The sequence below is a fragment of the Serratia nevei genome, from assembly GCF_037948395.1.
GTDB lineage: Bacteria > Pseudomonadota > Gammaproteobacteria > Enterobacterales > Enterobacteriaceae > Serratia > Serratia nevei.
In genome coordinates, this window is sequence record NZ_CP149940.1 from 4,544,501 (window position 1) to 4,561,057 (window position 16,557).

At 54.8% G+C, this 16,557-nt stretch carries 17 protein-coding genes; all 17 read right to left on the reverse strand.

Going from position 1 to position 16,557, the window contains the following annotated elements; all coding sequences use genetic code 11:
* Nucleotides 1-121: 121 nt before the first annotated feature.
* Nucleotides 122-691, reverse strand: a complete 570-nt coding sequence (locus V8N38_RS21770) for a fimbrial protein (RefSeq protein ID WP_147840420.1) — start codon at nt 689-691, stop codon at nt 122-124.
* A gap of 16 nt (nt 692-707) precedes the next feature.
* The gene (locus V8N38_RS21775; protein WP_222706172.1) at nt 708-1,802 is read right to left on the reverse strand and encodes a fimbrial protein; all 1,095 of its coding nucleotides are present in this window, start codon (nt 1,800-1,802) and stop codon (nt 708-710) included.
* Nucleotides 1,799-4,438 (reverse strand): fimbrial biogenesis usher protein, encoded by a 2,640-nt coding sequence (locus V8N38_RS21780; RefSeq protein ID WP_147840421.1) that lies wholly within the window; start codon nt 4,436-4,438, stop codon nt 1,799-1,801. The genes V8N38_RS21775 and V8N38_RS21780 overlap by 4 nt, the downstream gene beginning before the upstream one ends.
* Nucleotides 4,439-4,565: 127 nt before the next feature.
* Nucleotides 4,566-5,258: a type 1 fimbria chaperone FimC gene (fimC, locus tag V8N38_RS21785; protein WP_128868989.1), complete on the reverse strand. Its 693-nt coding sequence runs from the start codon at nt 5,256-5,258 to the stop codon at nt 4,566-4,568.
* A gap of 76 nt (nt 5,259-5,334) precedes the next feature.
* Complete coding sequence (locus tag V8N38_RS21790) at nt 5,335-5,883, reverse strand: fimbrial protein (protein ID WP_103682163.1); 549 nt, start codon at nt 5,881-5,883, stop codon at nt 5,335-5,337.
* Between the two features lie 64 nt (nt 5,884-5,947).
* A complete protein-coding gene (gene fimA / locus V8N38_RS21795) occupies nt 5,948-6,508 on the reverse strand; it encodes a type 1 fimbrial major subunit FimA (RefSeq protein ID WP_147840422.1) in 561 nt (186 codons plus the stop codon).
* A gap of 439 nt (nt 6,509-6,947) precedes the next feature.
* Nucleotides 6,948-7,541 carry a tyrosine-type DNA invertase gene (locus V8N38_RS21800; protein ID WP_084827557.1) on the reverse strand — a complete coding sequence of 198 codons (594 nt, stop codon included), beginning with the start codon at nt 7,539-7,541 and terminating at the stop codon, nt 6,948-6,950.
* 655 nt (nt 7,542-8,196) lie between these two features.
* On the reverse strand, nt 8,197-8,595 hold the full coding sequence (locus V8N38_RS21805) for an acetyltransferase (protein WP_103681856.1): 399 nt from the start codon (nt 8,593-8,595) through the stop codon (nt 8,197-8,199).
* On the reverse strand, nt 8,592-11,447 hold the full coding sequence (locus V8N38_RS21810) for a conjugative transfer ATPase (RefSeq protein WP_147840423.1): 2,856 nt from the start codon (nt 11,445-11,447) through the stop codon (nt 8,592-8,594). Before V8N38_RS21810 ends, V8N38_RS21805 begins: the two co-directional genes overlap by 4 nt.
* Nucleotides 11,447-11,872, reverse strand: coding sequence for a TIGR03751 family conjugal transfer lipoprotein (locus V8N38_RS21815; RefSeq protein ID WP_147840424.1), 426 nt, complete (start codon nt 11,870-11,872; stop codon nt 11,447-11,449). Before V8N38_RS21815 ends, V8N38_RS21810 begins: the two co-directional genes overlap by 1 nt.
* A gap of 149 nt (nt 11,873-12,021) precedes the next feature.
* Complete coding sequence (locus V8N38_RS21820; protein WP_147840425.1) at nt 12,022-13,524, reverse strand: TIGR03752 family integrating conjugative element protein; 1,503 nt, start codon at nt 13,522-13,524, stop codon at nt 12,022-12,024.
* Nucleotides 13,517-14,422 (reverse strand): TIGR03749 family integrating conjugative element protein, encoded by a 906-nt coding sequence (locus tag V8N38_RS21825; protein WP_147840426.1) that lies wholly within the window; start codon nt 14,420-14,422, stop codon nt 13,517-13,519. Before V8N38_RS21825 ends, V8N38_RS21820 begins: the two co-directional genes overlap by 8 nt.
* Entirely contained in the window at nt 14,419-15,090 is a 672-nt protein-coding gene (locus tag V8N38_RS21830; protein ID WP_086580533.1) for a PFL_4703 family integrating conjugative element protein, read from the reverse strand. Before V8N38_RS21830 ends, V8N38_RS21825 begins: the two co-directional genes overlap by 4 nt.
* Nucleotides 15,087-15,452 (reverse strand): TIGR03750 family conjugal transfer protein, encoded by a 366-nt coding sequence (locus V8N38_RS21835; RefSeq protein ID WP_086580534.1) that lies wholly within the window; start codon nt 15,450-15,452, stop codon nt 15,087-15,089. Before V8N38_RS21835 ends, V8N38_RS21830 begins: the two co-directional genes overlap by 4 nt.
* Nucleotides 15,453-15,463: 11 nt before the next feature.
* On the reverse strand, nt 15,464-15,829 hold the full coding sequence (locus V8N38_RS21840; RefSeq protein WP_147840427.1) for a TIGR03745 family integrating conjugative element membrane protein: 366 nt from the start codon (nt 15,827-15,829) through the stop codon (nt 15,464-15,466).
* Between the two features lie 63 nt (nt 15,830-15,892).
* Nucleotides 15,893-16,135, reverse strand: coding sequence for a TIGR03758 family integrating conjugative element protein (locus tag V8N38_RS21845; RefSeq protein ID WP_043143717.1), 243 nt, complete (start codon nt 16,133-16,135; stop codon nt 15,893-15,895).
* Nucleotides 16,135-16,464, reverse strand: coding sequence for an RAQPRD family integrative conjugative element protein (locus V8N38_RS21850; RefSeq protein WP_147840428.1), 330 nt, complete (start codon nt 16,462-16,464; stop codon nt 16,135-16,137). Before V8N38_RS21850 ends, V8N38_RS21845 begins: the two co-directional genes overlap by 1 nt.
* Nucleotides 16,465-16,557 lie beyond the last annotated feature (93 nt).

A 16,557-nucleotide genomic window follows, 5' to 3' on the forward strand; every position in this document is an offset into this window, starting at 1 on the left:
TTCCAATCACACCATCAAATACATTTCGCTGATGGTGTGATTATTTAGCCATTGCCTGTCTTTAATGCAGAGGCTCATACTAGGGTCATTGCCATACAATGAACCCGTCACTGATGACCTATTAACTGTATTCCATCGTAAACGTGGCATCCGCATTAGCGGTACCGGCCCCAACAGCACTTCCACTGCCCGTTGCCGCGTATTGTGCGTAAAATTGCAATACGGCACTCGCCGCATTGGCCACCAAAGGGTAAAGCATGCTTTTTTGTCCCGGCAAGATCCGGTTGCGCTCTTTATCCAAAATCGCCACCCCCACCCCGGACGCCGTGCTGGCCGAATTCAGTTTGAACAATTGGCCGTTACCGTCTGATGTGCCGTTAAACGTCACCTTAACCCCCGACGCGGCCGGACCGCATTTTTCCAGGTTAATCGTAAAGCTGACCAACGGGGTAAGCGACGTTGTTTCAGCAAATTGTTTTCTCGCCCAAGTGCCCATATTGACAGTCTTATTAACTGAACCGGCACTGACCGTGCAGGTGTTGGACACGATGGTGGCACGCATATAAATATTCACTGCACCGACATCGGCCTGTACCGGCTGAACGCTAAACAGCACAGGCAATAACACCACACCAAGACAGCGCCCAGCCCCCCTCTTCAAGGAAGAGCCAAGTTTAAAATCAGCATTCATTTTCTCATCCCTTCCGTTAAGCGAAGTCAACGCGCAGATAAGCCTGAGAAGTGACTGGCCCCTCAGCCGGTTTATTGCCGGTCACGCTAACCGGGTACACCCGAATAGTGACATTGGAATTACCATAGCTATCCAGACGGAACGGGATCACGCTCGACAGGCTGTTAGGGGTCAATGCCGTCCCACTATTGTCCGCCACAATAAAACCGACGTCGTTATTCGTGTTGGTGACAACCGCTTTACCGCTAACTTTATCAGCCTGTAAACGCACCGTCATTGCTGTGTTGGGTGCGATATTATCGCAACTGACGTTAACGTTACGTACAATGTCATTGACGCCTTCGGGACGAGCACCGGCAGTGGTAAATGCTCCCGATGATATATTTCCGAAATCAATATTAATCACCTGACCTGCGTTAAGGGTGCAAGATTGGGTAGCGGTAATATTTAAATTTAAATAAATATTTCTACTGGTTTGAGCTGAAGTGCAGTCATCCGGTTGACAATACCCTGCCCTTGCAATAAGTATCGTTCTCGAATACGTCCCACTAACAATTTTACGTCTAAGTTTTATTTGCGATTGCAATTGCAAAGCATTGAGGGTGGCGACCTCACCTGCTGAGTATGTTCTCTGCTTGCAATCATTCCCAGAACCACTCCAAATATTGACATTAAATGGAACGTAAATGTAGCCGCCACCAGAAAAGGCACATTCACTATGTCGCCTCAAAGCAACTTGAATGTAGTCATCAACATTTCTATACGCCCAATCTATCGTATAATGCCCTGGAGCAGAAACTGGATCACCACTATAGGCAATCCATTGCATAGCTTTTGCGGCCGTCGTCATCCTCATCTGCATTGCCGATATTGCCACCGGAGAGCTCGCTTTCGTGTAGCCCACAGCATTCTCATTTGAACTTAGCGTATCAGTTATTGTTGTCGTCACAGAACCACAGCCAGAAACACACTGTGCCGCAGAATGCGCATCGGGAGAAAGAGTAAAAAATATCATCATCAGCATGAAATTAATCACTCCAATATTCTGATGCTCAAATCTTTTTAATAAACGCACCATCTGCCCACCATTTACAATAATATCATTGTTCATAAACACCCAGCCCGCGCATAGCTGATACCGCGCTTCTCGCTGCCCTCACCCAGTGCATAGCTGACCGCGCATTGCTGATTGGACGCCTGCCCCCACATCACCTGCAACTTGCCCTGAGGGGCCAGACCGGACATGAATACCTGTCCGCTATCACCGACTATGCCGGTTTTACCCGCCTCATCCGTTACCATGGCACCGAACGGAACCGGCTTGCCATTGCGCTGCGTCAGGGTAATTCTTGCCCGTGCCCCGATACGCGTCTCAAAGCTTGCCCGTACCAGCGCCCCTTTGGTTGGCACCACATTCAGTACCGCATCCTCCAGGTCGGCATTGTCTTTCAGCGTCGTGGTATCCAGCGAGATTCGGTTGGTACGATACGTCGTGGCATAAGGCACCACGGCATAACCGCGCCAGTCAGTACTGACCCCCGTGGCGTTCTGCACGCGTACGCCATCGGCACCCGGCGCCTTCACCAGCACGTTGGTGTCACCCAGTGGTTGGCTAAGAGTTACGCCGTCCGCATGGGCCACGATACCGCCGCTCAAGCCATAGTTAACCTGCTGCCAGTGTCTACCGTAGCTATATCCCACATTGCTGTTGCCATAACGTCCCTGGTAGTTGAGACTGGCCGTGCCCGAGGCGCCTTCGCCTTTGGTGGTATAACCTTGCTGCACGCTGTAATTCAGGTTGTTGTCAGCCAATAACGTGCCGTTAATGCCTGCCTGCTGGGATACCCGACCACTTTTGTCATGGGTCGCCGAGTACGTCGCATACGCGCTATTGCTGGAATTGGTGATATCTCTCGCCTTCCCACCACCGGTCAACCAGCGACTCAGCGGTACGGAGACATTGAAGGCCAGACGCTTGTCCGTGCCTTGCACGCCCGGGTTACGGTTCCACGACCAGTCAAGCCCATAACTGATATCTTCCCAGCTGCCGTTATACCCCACCTGCCAAAGCTGGTCCGTATCACCGGTACGCCAGTAAGTCTGACGACTCCCCGTCAGATACAGGGACCCTTCCGTGCCAATTTGCTGACTGATATTGACCTGAATACGCCCCTTCTTGGAGTAGTACAGGTTATGGTAATCCTCAATTACCGGCTCCGTTGGGACCGGACCATCCTGCGTTTTCAGGGTATAACCCTGCATCTGCTTGTAGCTGGTTTCATTGAGCGTGTAGAAACCCTGGGTCGAGTAGCGATAACCCAGTAACTGAAAGTTGGTTCCGTAATCGTTCAGTGATTTGGCGTACAGGAAGCGCAATGATTGCCCTTCTTTATGGCTATCGTCAGGCAACACGCTGCGCGCATGCGTAACATCCGCAGATACCGCGCCCCATGTCCCCAGGTTTTTACCTGCGCCGAACGCATAGGATTGGTAGTTGTCAGACAATTGCGAACCACCGTACAGCGTCACCCCCGCCGGCAACCCCCACAGCACAGTCCCCTGCCAAAAGTCAGGCTCATCTTGCAAGTTTGATGCTGAGCGATATTTACCCGCCGTCAGCGCGTACTTGACACGCCCTTCACGCTGCAAAATCGGCACCGCAGAGTACGGTACGGTAAATTGGTTACTGGTGCCGTTATTTTCCTTTACCGTCACCTGCAGGTCACCACTGGTGGAGGTTGGATAAAGGTCAGTAATTTCAAAAGCCCCTGGTGGGACGTAAGACTGATAGATGACATAGCCGTTCTGTTTAATGGTGACCTGCGCATTACTGTTGGCCACACCCCGTACCGTCGGCGCAAACCCGCGCTGGCTATCCGGCAGCATATTGTCATCCGTCGCCAGCTGAACCCCTCTGAAGCTCAGGCTGTCGAACACATCGCTGTTGGTAAAACTGTCACCGAGAGTCAACTCCCCTTTAAGCGGCACAATACTGCGCTGAAGGTAAGTGCTGACATTTTTCCAATCACTGTTGCGATAGCGTCCACTGTCGCTGTAATTCCAGGTACTGTTATTTCGAAGGCGCCATGCCCCCAAGTTCAACCCGCTGTTGAGATTCAAGAAATAACTGTTATAACGTGATCCTGTGGCCGACGTGAGGCTATTGCTCCCTGAAAAGGCATAGTTCAACATCCCCGCCGTGATACCGTTATCCCATTGCTCTGGAGGAATATAACCACGTACGTTGTTTTTCAATGCCGCTTGCGGGACGCTGACATAAAGGCGCTGACTGTCAAATTCAAAGCGCGTTGACGCTTTATCAAAGGCAGCCGGCAAATTAGCACACTGTCCTTTGCTCAAGGCACTCAATACCGGCACCGCTTCGACATTAACATTGCGCTGACTCAACCACTCCCGACTCAGACACGGTATCAGCCCCGTATCATCCTTGTTTGCAGAGCCGGATTTTGCCGCATCAAACCGCATATCCTGCGTACCGATATATTCGTCGTTAAGATAAACCTCGACACGATAAACCCCAGCCGGTTGCTCTCCTTTCTCAAAACGAGACAAATCAGCCACATTGTTCGCATCGCTGGATAAGAATGACGGGTTAAAATAGGTGTCAGCACACGCCATACCGCTGCCTAGCAGCAAACCGCCGACAACACTTATACGAGGCAGCATGAACAGGCTCATCCACACTGCATTTTTTCTGAAATGCATTGGCAGTTTTAAATACTGCATATGTTACTCCTTAAATACCTGAAGCAATGTGTATGACATGCCCGTCACGTCAATACCCATGACTACCCCAGCCTGTTAACCAGACGACGCAATGATAATTAAATTGAATGCACAACAATGATACGAATTAATTCACCTGAACTTTCGTTACAGGCGTCGTTGCGCCGTAGTCGTTAATTGTTTGGTAGGTAAATACGCCAGATGCACCATTAAACAGCGGAAGCTGTGCGCTGGATTTAGGAGCAACCATTTTATTGGCCACATTCACATTCTTCCCACCCATCGTCATATTCACTAACGTCACGTAAAAAGGTGACGGGTTAGTGATAGTCAGGTTGTTACCAGTGCGGGAAAATGTCAGCATTCCCGGCGCATCCGCTGATTTTTCAGCCAGTCCCGCAGGGCGAACAAACATTTTAATTCTGGCCAAGACCGCAATTTGCAAGACATTCTTGCCCTTAATGTCGTCGCGATTAACCGACGGAATAGCTTTACTGTTTAGCCAATACAGCGTTTCACGGTCATCCGGTAATTTTCCACCACTGTAGATAATTCGCAGTGTATTTTCACTTGCCGGTTTACTGACAAAGAGAGGCGGCGTAACGATAAAATCGTCCGTTTTATTTCCAGCCTCATTTTCGACCCACGTTTGGATAAGAAACCTGGCCTGCTTATCACTATTGTTTACCGCCAGAGAGGTTTGCTTGGCATCCGCGGGATAAATAACGCGCGTCGCCCCCAACGCAATCCCTCCCGCCCAGGCAGAAGAGGAAACCATCAATGTCGATATAAGCGTTATCACGCCCGCCATTTTTTTCATCAATTGAGCATTCAACACACAGACCTCACCATGATCCAGAATAAGGTAAATACAACGAAACAAGGACCTTCACCGCTTATTGATACGTCAGCGCAAACCATGTCGATGCGTCAGCATTCCCTGCAACTACCTGTCGGGATGTGGCTCGATACCTCGCCATAAAACGCAGGATATTTTCACCTTCATGCAAAGCCATGCCTGTACGCGGCGGGGTATTCGGCGGGATAATGACACCATTTCGGTCAAACAACGCCAATCCAACACCCGTAGCGGCATTCTCCCCTTCGCCGGCTTTCAACACCTGCGGATCCTTACCATCCGTCACACCATAAAACGCCACCCCGACAGTGTTACTGACGGCAGTGCTGCATTCTGTCAGACGAATATTGAACTCAACCGGTGAAGCAAAACTGCCTAAATCACCAAACTGATTGCTGCGAAACTGCCCCATATCAATAATCTGATGAGCACTTTCAGTGGATACCGAACAGGCAGCTTCAGTGAGTGCGCCCCGTAAGTGCACCATTCCACCATCAATAATGACGTGATGCCGATTTCCTGCCAAAGCACTCCCTCCCGACATGCTTAGAAGTGCCAGAACGGCGACAAGCTGTCTGATTTGCAAGTTTGCCTCCTGCATCTTAAAAAGGCCGCCGTCAGGCGGCCTGAGAGGACAATAGAACGCGTTATTAGTTGTATTGCATGGTGAAGGTTGCGTCTGCGTCAGCCTGACCTGGAGTAACGCTCGCTGCGGTGGCTTTGTAACGCGCGGTGAAGTTCAGCACGTTAACACCATCAATCAGCGTTTGGGCTGTAGAGAAAACGCTGCCGTTAGGAGGCAGAACTTTGCCAGTGTGGTCTCCAATTTCAATACCAACACCAGAAGCAGAGCCAGAAGCGCCACCGCTGATGTTGCTCACCGCCAAGACATTCGCGTCGGAGCTCACCGCGGTACCGCTAAATGCCACGGAAGCCTGAGTAGACACAGAGGTATCACAATCCTGCAGCTGAATTTTGAACGGCACAGCACCTGAGCGGTCACCTACAGCCTTGAAATTGGCCGTGCGGTATTGACCCAAATTAACAGTCTGATCGGTTGAACCGGCGCTGACTGCACAGGCTGCGTTGACAATCTGGCCGGTGAAGTGAACGGTACCGCCCGGTACAGTCGTCGCCGCCGTCGCCATCGTGCCAGCGGACAGTAATGCTGCAGCCAGAACGGATTTAATAACGCGTTGTTTGTTCAACATATGCAAAGTACTCCTTACTTAAACTCTATTGATTTAAAAGAAAATTATTGACGACACCACGCCGTACTTGTCCAACCTCAAGCGCTACGATATAGCATCATTCCTGAGAGCCAGAACACCACTCCAGTTTGTCAATTAGGACCATTTTGACTACTTATCTAGAAATCAGATGAATACACTAGTCGACACCTGATTATTGGAATACTTCACTAGGTGTTGTTTTATTTTTAATGAACAAAACTGTTAATTAATTTTGGAAATTAACAACAACAAGCAAGGCAGGAAGAAGAGGGGGGAACAGTCGGAAGTAAAAAATGAAGATGACCTGAAGAAGAACGAAAGTAGCAAATAAAATGTTTATTATTAACAAGTAGATGTGAGAGGCATGGCATGGATGTAAAAAATATTGCGCTTTTTAAAATGCCTATTTAGAATTGATTTAACAGTTTGGTCCTATTTGTCTCCCTCGCAGTTTGACTTTTCCTTGCCATACGCCTTCAAACCGCTCGGCATTACTGGCCGTGTAACGTACCGTGTGTCGAATATTACGGTGACCTAGGTAATCTTGTATCAACCGCGTATCAATCCCCCGGTCAGCCAGCGCGAAACCGCAGGCATGGCGCAACATATGCGGATGCGGCGTCACGGAGATATTGGCCTGCGCCCCAAACTGGCTGATAAGCTGATACACCCGCTGACGCGTCAACTGGCCGCCCTGGCGGGATAGAAACAGCCAGTCGCTCTCGGCGCCGGATTTGGTCTTGCGCACCTTGAGCCAGGCACGTATCGCCTTTATCTCGTTACCCAGCAGCGGATGATTGGTACTGAAGCCGTTCTTCATCCGCCTGATGAACAGACTCTTCGCCCGCAGGTCCATATCCGACAGCCGCAGCCGGCACACTTCGCTGACGCGGAATCCGTGGATAAAGCTCATGTACACCAGACAATAATCCCGCTCCGGGTTTTTACTCTCTTTTGCGCAGGCCAGCAGGCTTTCCACCTCTGACTGCGTTAAATGCTTTCGTTGGTTCATACCACCTCTTAACACGCTCGAGCCGCATTTTACATCGCGAATTATCCCGTCCTTTTTCTCGTGTAAAACACGATAATCACCCCTTGAGTGCTTCCATGTTATTGATTACCGCAGATGAACTGCTCAGAGCATCAAATCAAAAAATCGCGCAAAACAAAATAAATCGCCAGTCTATGGCTGGCATGCGGGATGATATCACGACAAAAAATCGGTACTGAGACTAATTTGCAACAAAAGAACCGTTGGAGTTACCCCTGCCCGCCGAAAAACGTTGGGGCAGGCCAATATGACAACCTGCCTATACCCTCGCTTCCACCGTGCCATGCGCCGTGCTCATATTTATCTCGTGGACTCCACATGGCACTGCAAAGCACGGTCACGCAACGCCGGGACACCGCCACTGCTCAAAAATACAGCACACTCATAGCAACGTTAGCGTAGGGCGAGCAAATAAAATCAATCAATCTGTGTGATAATGGTGAGCTTTTTGCTTGGGGGTTCGAACGTAAAACCGGCCGAAGCCGGTTGAGTAAGCGATCACTGCTATAAGGAGCGCCAAACAGAAGCCCCAAGAAGGCTCTGATTCTGATGTAGAAGCCTGTTATGTTCGCCCTTCCACAGGCGCCCCATCTGAGCAATAGCCCCGCGCATTCAATTACCCCCGGTGCAAAAATAGCTCACACAAGTAGAACAACAGATACACCACATCGGCCGCGTCCGGCACGGTGACATACCAGCGCGGGTGGCTGTATTCGTCCGGCTGCGGCCATAGCGTGTTACCGGCCACGGTGATAAGAACATCGATGCAACGCCCCAGTCGCCCCTCAAGATGCAGAGCCACACTGGTACGACTCCCGATGCGATGCGGGTGGGCAGTAAACCGAACTGGCCCTGACAACCGAGCCCGAATAGCCGTACAGAACGTGTCGAGTCCCAGCGCATCTGTTGCACTCAGCGTAGCCATCCCCCGCGGGGGAAGGGTAAACAACGCCGGTTCTCCAATGACCAGGTCTTGAGAACGCACAATCGGCTCCGGATATTTCAGGGTCATCATGCAGCCCGAGCCTCCCCGTTCGCAGCCAGGCCGCGCAGGCGGTCAAGTTTCTGCGCTACCCTTCGCGCCGCCTCGAGCTCGCTGCAGCCAAATTCCTGCATCAGCGCGCGGCGTTCGGCCTTCTCTTCTTTTTCGGTCATCCCCAGCGCCAGGTACAGGCTCGGCGGTACTGCACGGAACAGCGCCTCGAGTTTTTTCGACAACACCACACCTTCGGTATAACAGCCGGAGAGTTTACTGGCTGACAGCAGCACCGCCTTTTGCTCTTCAGTCAGCGCCTTGAAGCGAGCAATGTCGTTGACCTCCTCCGGCGGCATGGTCAGACAAACCCACCACTCCGCCATATTCAACATTTTCTCGGCAATATCCGGGAAGTCTTTCAGGTTCTGCGTGGCCAGCCACAGCCAGGCGCCGAGCTTACGCCACATCTTGACGATTTTGGTCATATACGGCGCCAGCAACGGGTTCACCGTCACAATGTGCGCCTCATCCACCGCGAACACGATATCCCGCTCCGAGTACTGGTCTCGCTCGGCAATGTTGTTGATGGTGTTGGTCAGGCTCACCATCGTCAGCGCCATCTGCGCCTCATAGCCCTCACGTGCCAGATGCCCAAGGTCAATCAGGGTCACATCCGCCTCTGGCCACAGGCTGCCCTCACGGTTAAACAGCTCTGCTTCAAAACTGCCTGCCTGGGTAAACATCCCGAGCGACTCCGCCATTTCGGCCGCTTTGGCCCGGCGCTGGACGTTACGGATATCACTCCCTTCGTCTTTGGATATGGCGTACAGTGCCTTCTGCAGGTCTGCCGGCAACATCTGCCGTCCTTCGTCATAGGTCTGCCGCGCTGCCATCAGCAACGCCTCGCGGATCATCGCGCGGTCGGCGCGTTTCAGTTCATGTTCTTCCTTCGCATCGCCGCCGGTGATCATCATGCGCGCCGAGATTTCCATTTCTCCCAGGTAATCGCGCTTATCTTCATCCTCGTCGTCATCGGCATCGATGTCCGGCAGGTCATTTTCATCCAGGGCCAGCGAGGTTAACGCATCGTCGACGAGTTTATGCGCGTAGGAGAACGGCGGCAGCGAGACGCCACTGCCCGGTTTGATACTCACCTTGTTGACACTGAGCCCCAGGCTTTCGAAATAATCGGCCAGCAGTCCGAACGAGTTCCCCGCTTCGGCAATAAACAGTCGCGGCCGGTGTATTGCCATCAGCTGCGACAGGGTCGCGCACAACGTCGCCGATTTCCCCGCGCCGGTCGGACCAAAATACAGCATGTGCGCATTCTGACTCCGGTCGTGCTTGTTGAGCGGGTCAAACGTCAGCGTATCCCCACCGCGGTTGAAGAAGCTCATGCCGGGGTGACCGGTCCCGGTTTCGCGGCCGGTCACCGGTAACAGGCCGGCCAGATGCTGTACCCAGGTCAGGCGGGTATACCAGTGTTTCTTGTCCGTCTCCGGGTTAAAACACATCGGCAACGCCCGCAGGTAGGTATTGAGCGGCGCCACATCAAATTCCGGACGAACCGGCTGCAGGCCGGTGCCAAGCAACACGTTGGTGAGCTCGACACGTTTGTGATTGAGCGTGGTCAGATCGCCGGCACGCAGCAGGAAGGTGATACCGGCACGGTACAGTTTGTGGCGATTGCCCAGGTACTCTTTCACCTGCGCCACGTCCTGGCGCACGCGGCCAGATTCAGTATTCTCACCGACGGCATTTTTGGCCAGTCGATTGAAGTCATTCTCCAGCGTGTCTTGAGGCTGCACCACAATCGTCATGCACACCATCGTCCCCTCCGGGAACAGATCCATCAGCGCATTGATTTTCTTCTCGCCGCGTTTCATTTCACCGGTGATCGTGCCCGGCTCCGGCGGACGGCGCAGTTTCTCGACCGGGATCGCGCAATGCGCCTGGTTATCGAACCACCATACGCCGTGGTCAGGATCGGATACTGGCGGGGTGAACAGCAGAGTTTCGGCAAAATCATTCTGCACCGGCATCGCGCCTTCCGGCGTGTTACGGCTGTCAAAATAGGCGGCATCGCGATACAGCGTCTCTTTATCCACCCACTCCGGGCTGGGGTTAAAAAGGCGCAGCATCCAGTCATGGAACTGCGCCCCGTTCTGGCGTACGCAGGCAACGCCGGCACCGGCCAGGGCACCGGTCACGCGCTCACAGGTCTGATTCAGCATGGCAATCGGTGGCATCGGATCATGATTGCTCTTACCAATCCAGCGATAGACCACCATGCGGGTCCGTCGCTGCTGCCCACGCCACGGCTGGTCTGTTATCAGCGTATCTTTGAACAGGCCTTCCGGACGGGCAATCCCGCGCAGATGGCGCTCGGTCTCTTTCAACCAGTCTTCAGTAAACGCACTGCCCTGCGCGTGGGGTTTGACATACTGTCGCAGCCTGTCGATATACGCCTCGACATTGTTCTCGTCCTGGCAGAAGAACTGCACGATCCAGGGGTTTTCATCATGTTCGTCAAACGAGTCCTGCAGGGCATCCTCTACAGTATCGCGCATCTGCTCCAGGCGATCGTCCGTCCGCCCTTCGGTCGCCACCGGCGTGATGTCAAAAACTGCCCCGACGGATACGCCGTCATCGAGCAAGATACACTGCTCACGGTCGAGAAACTCCGCCCAGGGCAGGTAATCAACGATGGACGGATTGGCGTGGTACACCTGCTGCTCATCCTTTACCGTCATCTTGCCCTGGCGCCGTAATGGCTCACGGCCGTCGACAGACAGCGGCACACCGTCCTCGGTCACGTTCAGTGCGTCCTGGGCAACAGCTGCCGGCTTTTTTCGCGCCAGGCGCTTTTTATCAAACAGGGAAAACCGCATCAGTAAGCCTCCGTCCGTTCACCCGGCATCGCATACTGCACCTGGCTGTAGAAAGGAAACACGGTGCTGTACCCCGGCACCGGCGCGTTGCCATCCGCCAGGTGCGGGAACACGTACATCACAAGATCGGGATTCGGCAGGCGCGGGAACTGCTGGCTGATTTCGCTTTCCTGTGTGCGGCTGTAGCTGCGATCGCTCGCGGCTGTTGCCTGGCTTTCGTTCTCGGTGAGCGGTCGGCGCAGGCTGTCGCGCGCCGCCACCGCATTGCGCGCCGTTCCGCCGCCATCCTCACCCTGCCACAATTCCAGCATCGAGCTGTCGCCCGGTGGCAGCATTTCCTCTTTCGACGTCGAACAGCCGGCCAACGCCATGACGCTGACAATGACAGTGATCGCCATAACTCGATTAAACAGATTTTTCCGCATGATTATCATTCTCTTATAAGCAAACACAGCAGGAGCAGCACACCCAGCCAAAACGCGCAGCAGGACAGCAAAACCAGCGCCCAACCCTGTGGGCGATTCATCCTTTCGCATTGACGCCACAGCATGCCTTTTCTCCTCCGAATGACGCGTTAATCCAGCCCGCCGGTGTTGCCGTCTTCGCCAGGCAGGCTGAAGTCGTCGTAACGCACCTTGCGCCCTTTGGTCTCAAAGTCGATCGCCAGCTGGCGAGTAATGTGCACGGCCAGCTTCTGGCCCGGCGGAACGTACACGGCGTCGAACATCATGCCGTAGCGCTCACGCACCCAGTCGGCGGTCTCTTTCATCCCGCCTGACAGCGCCTTGCCTAGCACGGCCTGGCCGGCATTACCGGTCATGGTCGAGGTGATGCCATTCACATTGTTTTGCGTGGTGTATTGCCCCTGACTGATCCCTTCCCCGGCGGCGCTGGCGGCCGACAAGGCGGCGATCGTCGGCAGATAGGTCGAGGCATTGGACTTACGCTCTCCACCGATGCACGGGATACCGTTGTCATCGGAGATCCAGCCGATGCCGGCGGTGGTGCTGACCTCCTTCGCATTACTGCCGGCATTATTGTTACTGCCGTTGGCATTCATGTTGGTGTTGGGTTTTGGCAGGGTGCGGACCGTCCCGTCCGCAAACACGAAGGTGATGCTGTTGACCTGGCCGCGCACGCACGACAACGTCCAGTCCCCGCTGGCGGTCCCCGAGACAATCGCACCCTCGACGTCCGGCAACTCGATGCCGTTCGCCGTCAGGTTGTCTTTGCCAATCATCAGCTTGAACGGGTACGGGTCAGTCACCGTGCCGTTGATCGGCACGCGGCCCAGCAGCGCCGTCATGGCGCGGCTGCCCACCAGGGTGGAATTCTCAGGCAGGGTAAACACCGGCTCGGCGTTCTCCTCCGCCCCTTTTTCATTGGTATGTCCTTTAACCTGCTGCTCATAGGCAGCTTTTTGGCGTGTGATCGCATTGTCCGACAGGAACGACGTCGGGAACTGCGGGCCGTCTTTGACGCTGTTCGGATTACGCGGGTCGGGTTCTTTCATGTCTTTCGGACCGACCCACATCAAGCCATCCTGACCAGGAGCGGCCCCACCGTCCCCGGCACCCAAGCCATCCAGTCCCAGCCCCAGCGGAATATCACTGTCGCTTTTTGCCTTGTCCTTGTTCGCACTCAACTGTTCGGTCAGCGTCTGGATTTTTCCCATCAGCGTTTGCTGCTCTTGCTGAAGCTGCTGCTGGCGCTGCTGTGCTTGTTTTTGGAAGCCGGCCACGGCCTCATTGACCTGACCGGACACATTGGTATTGCGCTTGCGAAGTTCTTCGTTTTCTTTCAGCACTTTATCAATGTTTTTCTGCAGTTCGGCCTGCTGGGTTCGGGTAGTCCGTAGGGTGCCCACCAGGGTACGCAACGTGTCCTCCGGGGTATCCCCCTCCACACCCAGCGCCCGCAGCTCTTCCGGCGACATGCTGGCCAGCACGTTATGCGCCTGCTGAGTCTCCTCCTGTGTTTTACCGCCGCTGCAGGCCTTAAGTCCGACGAGGATCGCAGTGGCCAGCACGCCGAACACAATCACTTTCGGCAACATGTTGGATTTCACATCAGCCATGGTTTGCTCCCTTCTTCGCCGCTTTTACGGCTTTGCGAACCGCTGATGGCTCCGCGACAAACGCCCCGTCCGGGCGACCGGCGGTAACCAGGTACAGCGTGGTGGTGTCTTCCGGAGTCCCCACCGGGCCGAGATAGCGGTGCTGGAACGTCGCCGTCACAAACTGCCCCTGCAGTACCCGGGGATCGAGCGTGATTTTGCGGCTGGCGGTGTTTTGCACCTTCAGCGCTACCACGTTGCGGCTGCCAACACCCCAGCCGCCCAGCGGCGTGATGGTCACCGGCTCTGACGGGTACAGTGTGGTGATACGTTTCGGCAGGTGCGGGTTGACCGGATGAATGCCGGGCACCGCTTCAACCGTACGCACCGGGCCGTACAGGCTTTGTGCTGCGTAACGCGTCAGGACAACCGGCAGCGGCGCGTTGTATTTGACTTTTTTACGCTTCGCCTGGGTACCGTTATCCGCCCCAGGCGCCGCGTTGTTTCCCCCTGAAGCAGCTGACGCGTCACTGCTGCTAACTGAGGTCACGTCACCGCTGTAGACAATACGCACCGGTTCAGCCGAGCCTTTGTCCGATGCCGTCACATCAAGGAGAATAACCTCCCCGTTTTCCACGTCCTGCAGCTGCAGACGTGTAGGCGGGAAAGCCGCATCCGCTTTCAGGTAGACCGCACCGCCACTGCTTTGTACCCGCAGCTTGCCGTTCAGCGCCGGCGGGAATCCGACGCGGACATTTTTATCGGCAAACAACACCCGCTCCTTGCCGACGGCCAGCGGGATTTGCAACGGGATACGCTCCCATTTCATCAGCTCTTCCGCCTGCGTAACCGGCACGATAAACGTCGCCGCCAGGGGAAGTACACTCAGGGAAAGCGCCAGAACACGTGCTTTCATCATTGGAATACTCCTTTTTTCTCAGGCGCGGGTTCCGCCGGCGCCGCAGCAAGACGCTGTGGCATGCTGTCGTAACAATCCAGTGCCAGACCAAACTCATTACGTTCCGGATCCCCTTCTGCGCGCACCACTTTCAGCGGGTAACGTGTCAGTGCGCGTTTCACCGGTTCGCCGGCAAAGGACTCGTCCGCCACCAGATCAAGGCGCACCACCCAGTTATCACGGCCTTTGACCGTCACCGGGCTCTGGTTATAGCGGCCGTTGTAGCCATGCTCAGGGATTTCGAATACCACGCGCGTTCTGCCGGCAAGCTCACCGCTTTCGCTACGCTTTTTGGCGTCCGCCTTCAGGAAACGTGCGCAGGAGTCGGTCAGATAAGGAGACAGCGCGGCAATTTTGGCCGGGTAATCGGCATCACCGTTCTTTGGCCAGGCATTGAGTTGCTGGAAGATATAAAAGCCGAAGCTGTAGACCGTGGACGGTGGTACCTCCCACCAGGCGCGGGTAGAGCCGCTGCGCAGGTCTGGCGGGTTATGGATGGTCAAATTGTCTGGCGCCCGCATCCAGCCGATGCTGGCTACCAGAAGGAAAACGACCAGCACGCCACAGGCAACACGCAACGTGAGAATATGCTGATCGCGGTTTTTAACCGCATGTCTGAAACGGCTCATGTAGACCTCTTAACAACGCGGCTGCGACGCAACGACCAGCCCTGTTTGTCGATAATCAGGGTGGGATCCCCCCACCCCATGCGACGTTTACGCGCCTCGAGGCGCTGCCAGATATAATTCTCCGGTTTACCGCGCTTCAGGCGCGTCAGCCGGCTGCCCCCAAACCAGATGACGAGAAGCGGCGTCACCAGCATGCCGGTGGGTATCACGACCCAACCGGCAAGGGGAAGAAACGGCAACGACACGAGCAGACCCAGCCCTACGCCCGCCAACGCCGCCAGTCCCATCTCCGGGGTGGTGAACCCCCGGAAGACGACAGGCTCTGCGTTAAGACGGTCAGGTAAGAATCGGATAGTCTGCATGGCGGGCCACCTTAGAACAGGATCTCGGCGGACTTGCCAACCAGCCAAATGACGGTGACCAGCAGCACCACACCAACCAGCACGATGGCGCCGAACTTGGCCCAGGTCGCCTTCTGATCACGGACCTCGGCAAAGGTATGGATTGCAGCGTTGGCGACAATCAGGAAAGCCACCGCTGCGGCGACCAGACCGATAATAACGATCCCGTCCTGGAAATAGCCTTTGATGGTATCCATCAGACCACCGCCACCACCGGAGGACGGAGGTTCAACCGACGGCAGAGCCGCCTGCACCGGCTGGCTGGTGACATACGCCAGGGAGGTGGCTACCGCGGCACGCGCGCAAAATTGACGGAAAAGACGAACTGCAGCATTCATAAAACATTCCTTATTGGTGTGTGAAAATAACAACGTGAAATACGGTCCAGCGCCTCTCACAGGTCAGCTGGCAAACATCCAGATTGAAACAACCAACAACAGCACGGTTTTGATGACGAAGTGAACCAACGCCCCATTGCGTACTTTTTCGTTACTCCAGCCCTGGTAAACATCAACCAGAGCCCAGGCGGCCCAGACAAACAGCACCGCCAGTAACCCACCGATGCAAATCAGCGACAGGATATTGACTTCAACGCCGCCGCTGGCCGCCTTGAAGGCCTGTTCCTGCGCCGCATTCATGGCCATCAGGGGCGCTCCCGACGGTAGTTGCCGGCCACCGCACTGCCATCACGTGGTTGGGCACGCGAGGGTTCCAGATAGCAGTCAATGCCGGCATTGATGGTTTTGAGATCGGCGGTAGCGCGGGCATAGTCGAAGAAGAAACGACCGCGCTCCGACGGGTCAGCCTGAGCGGCGGCAACACGCGCACGTTCAAGGGCTGCCTGCACCTGGATCAGCATGCGCTGGGCAGAGGCCAGCTCATCTTTTTCAGCGGCAAAGGCAGGCAGTACGGTCAGCAAAGTCAGCCCCAGCACACAGCCGGCGCCGAGACCACGAACAACGGGGATAGGCATACACAAGCACTCCTTGATGATTTAGGGTGCTCTCAGGGTGCGACAGATGGGGCGGGAGGTCAGCGGATAACTCTTTATGGAATTTTGATAATT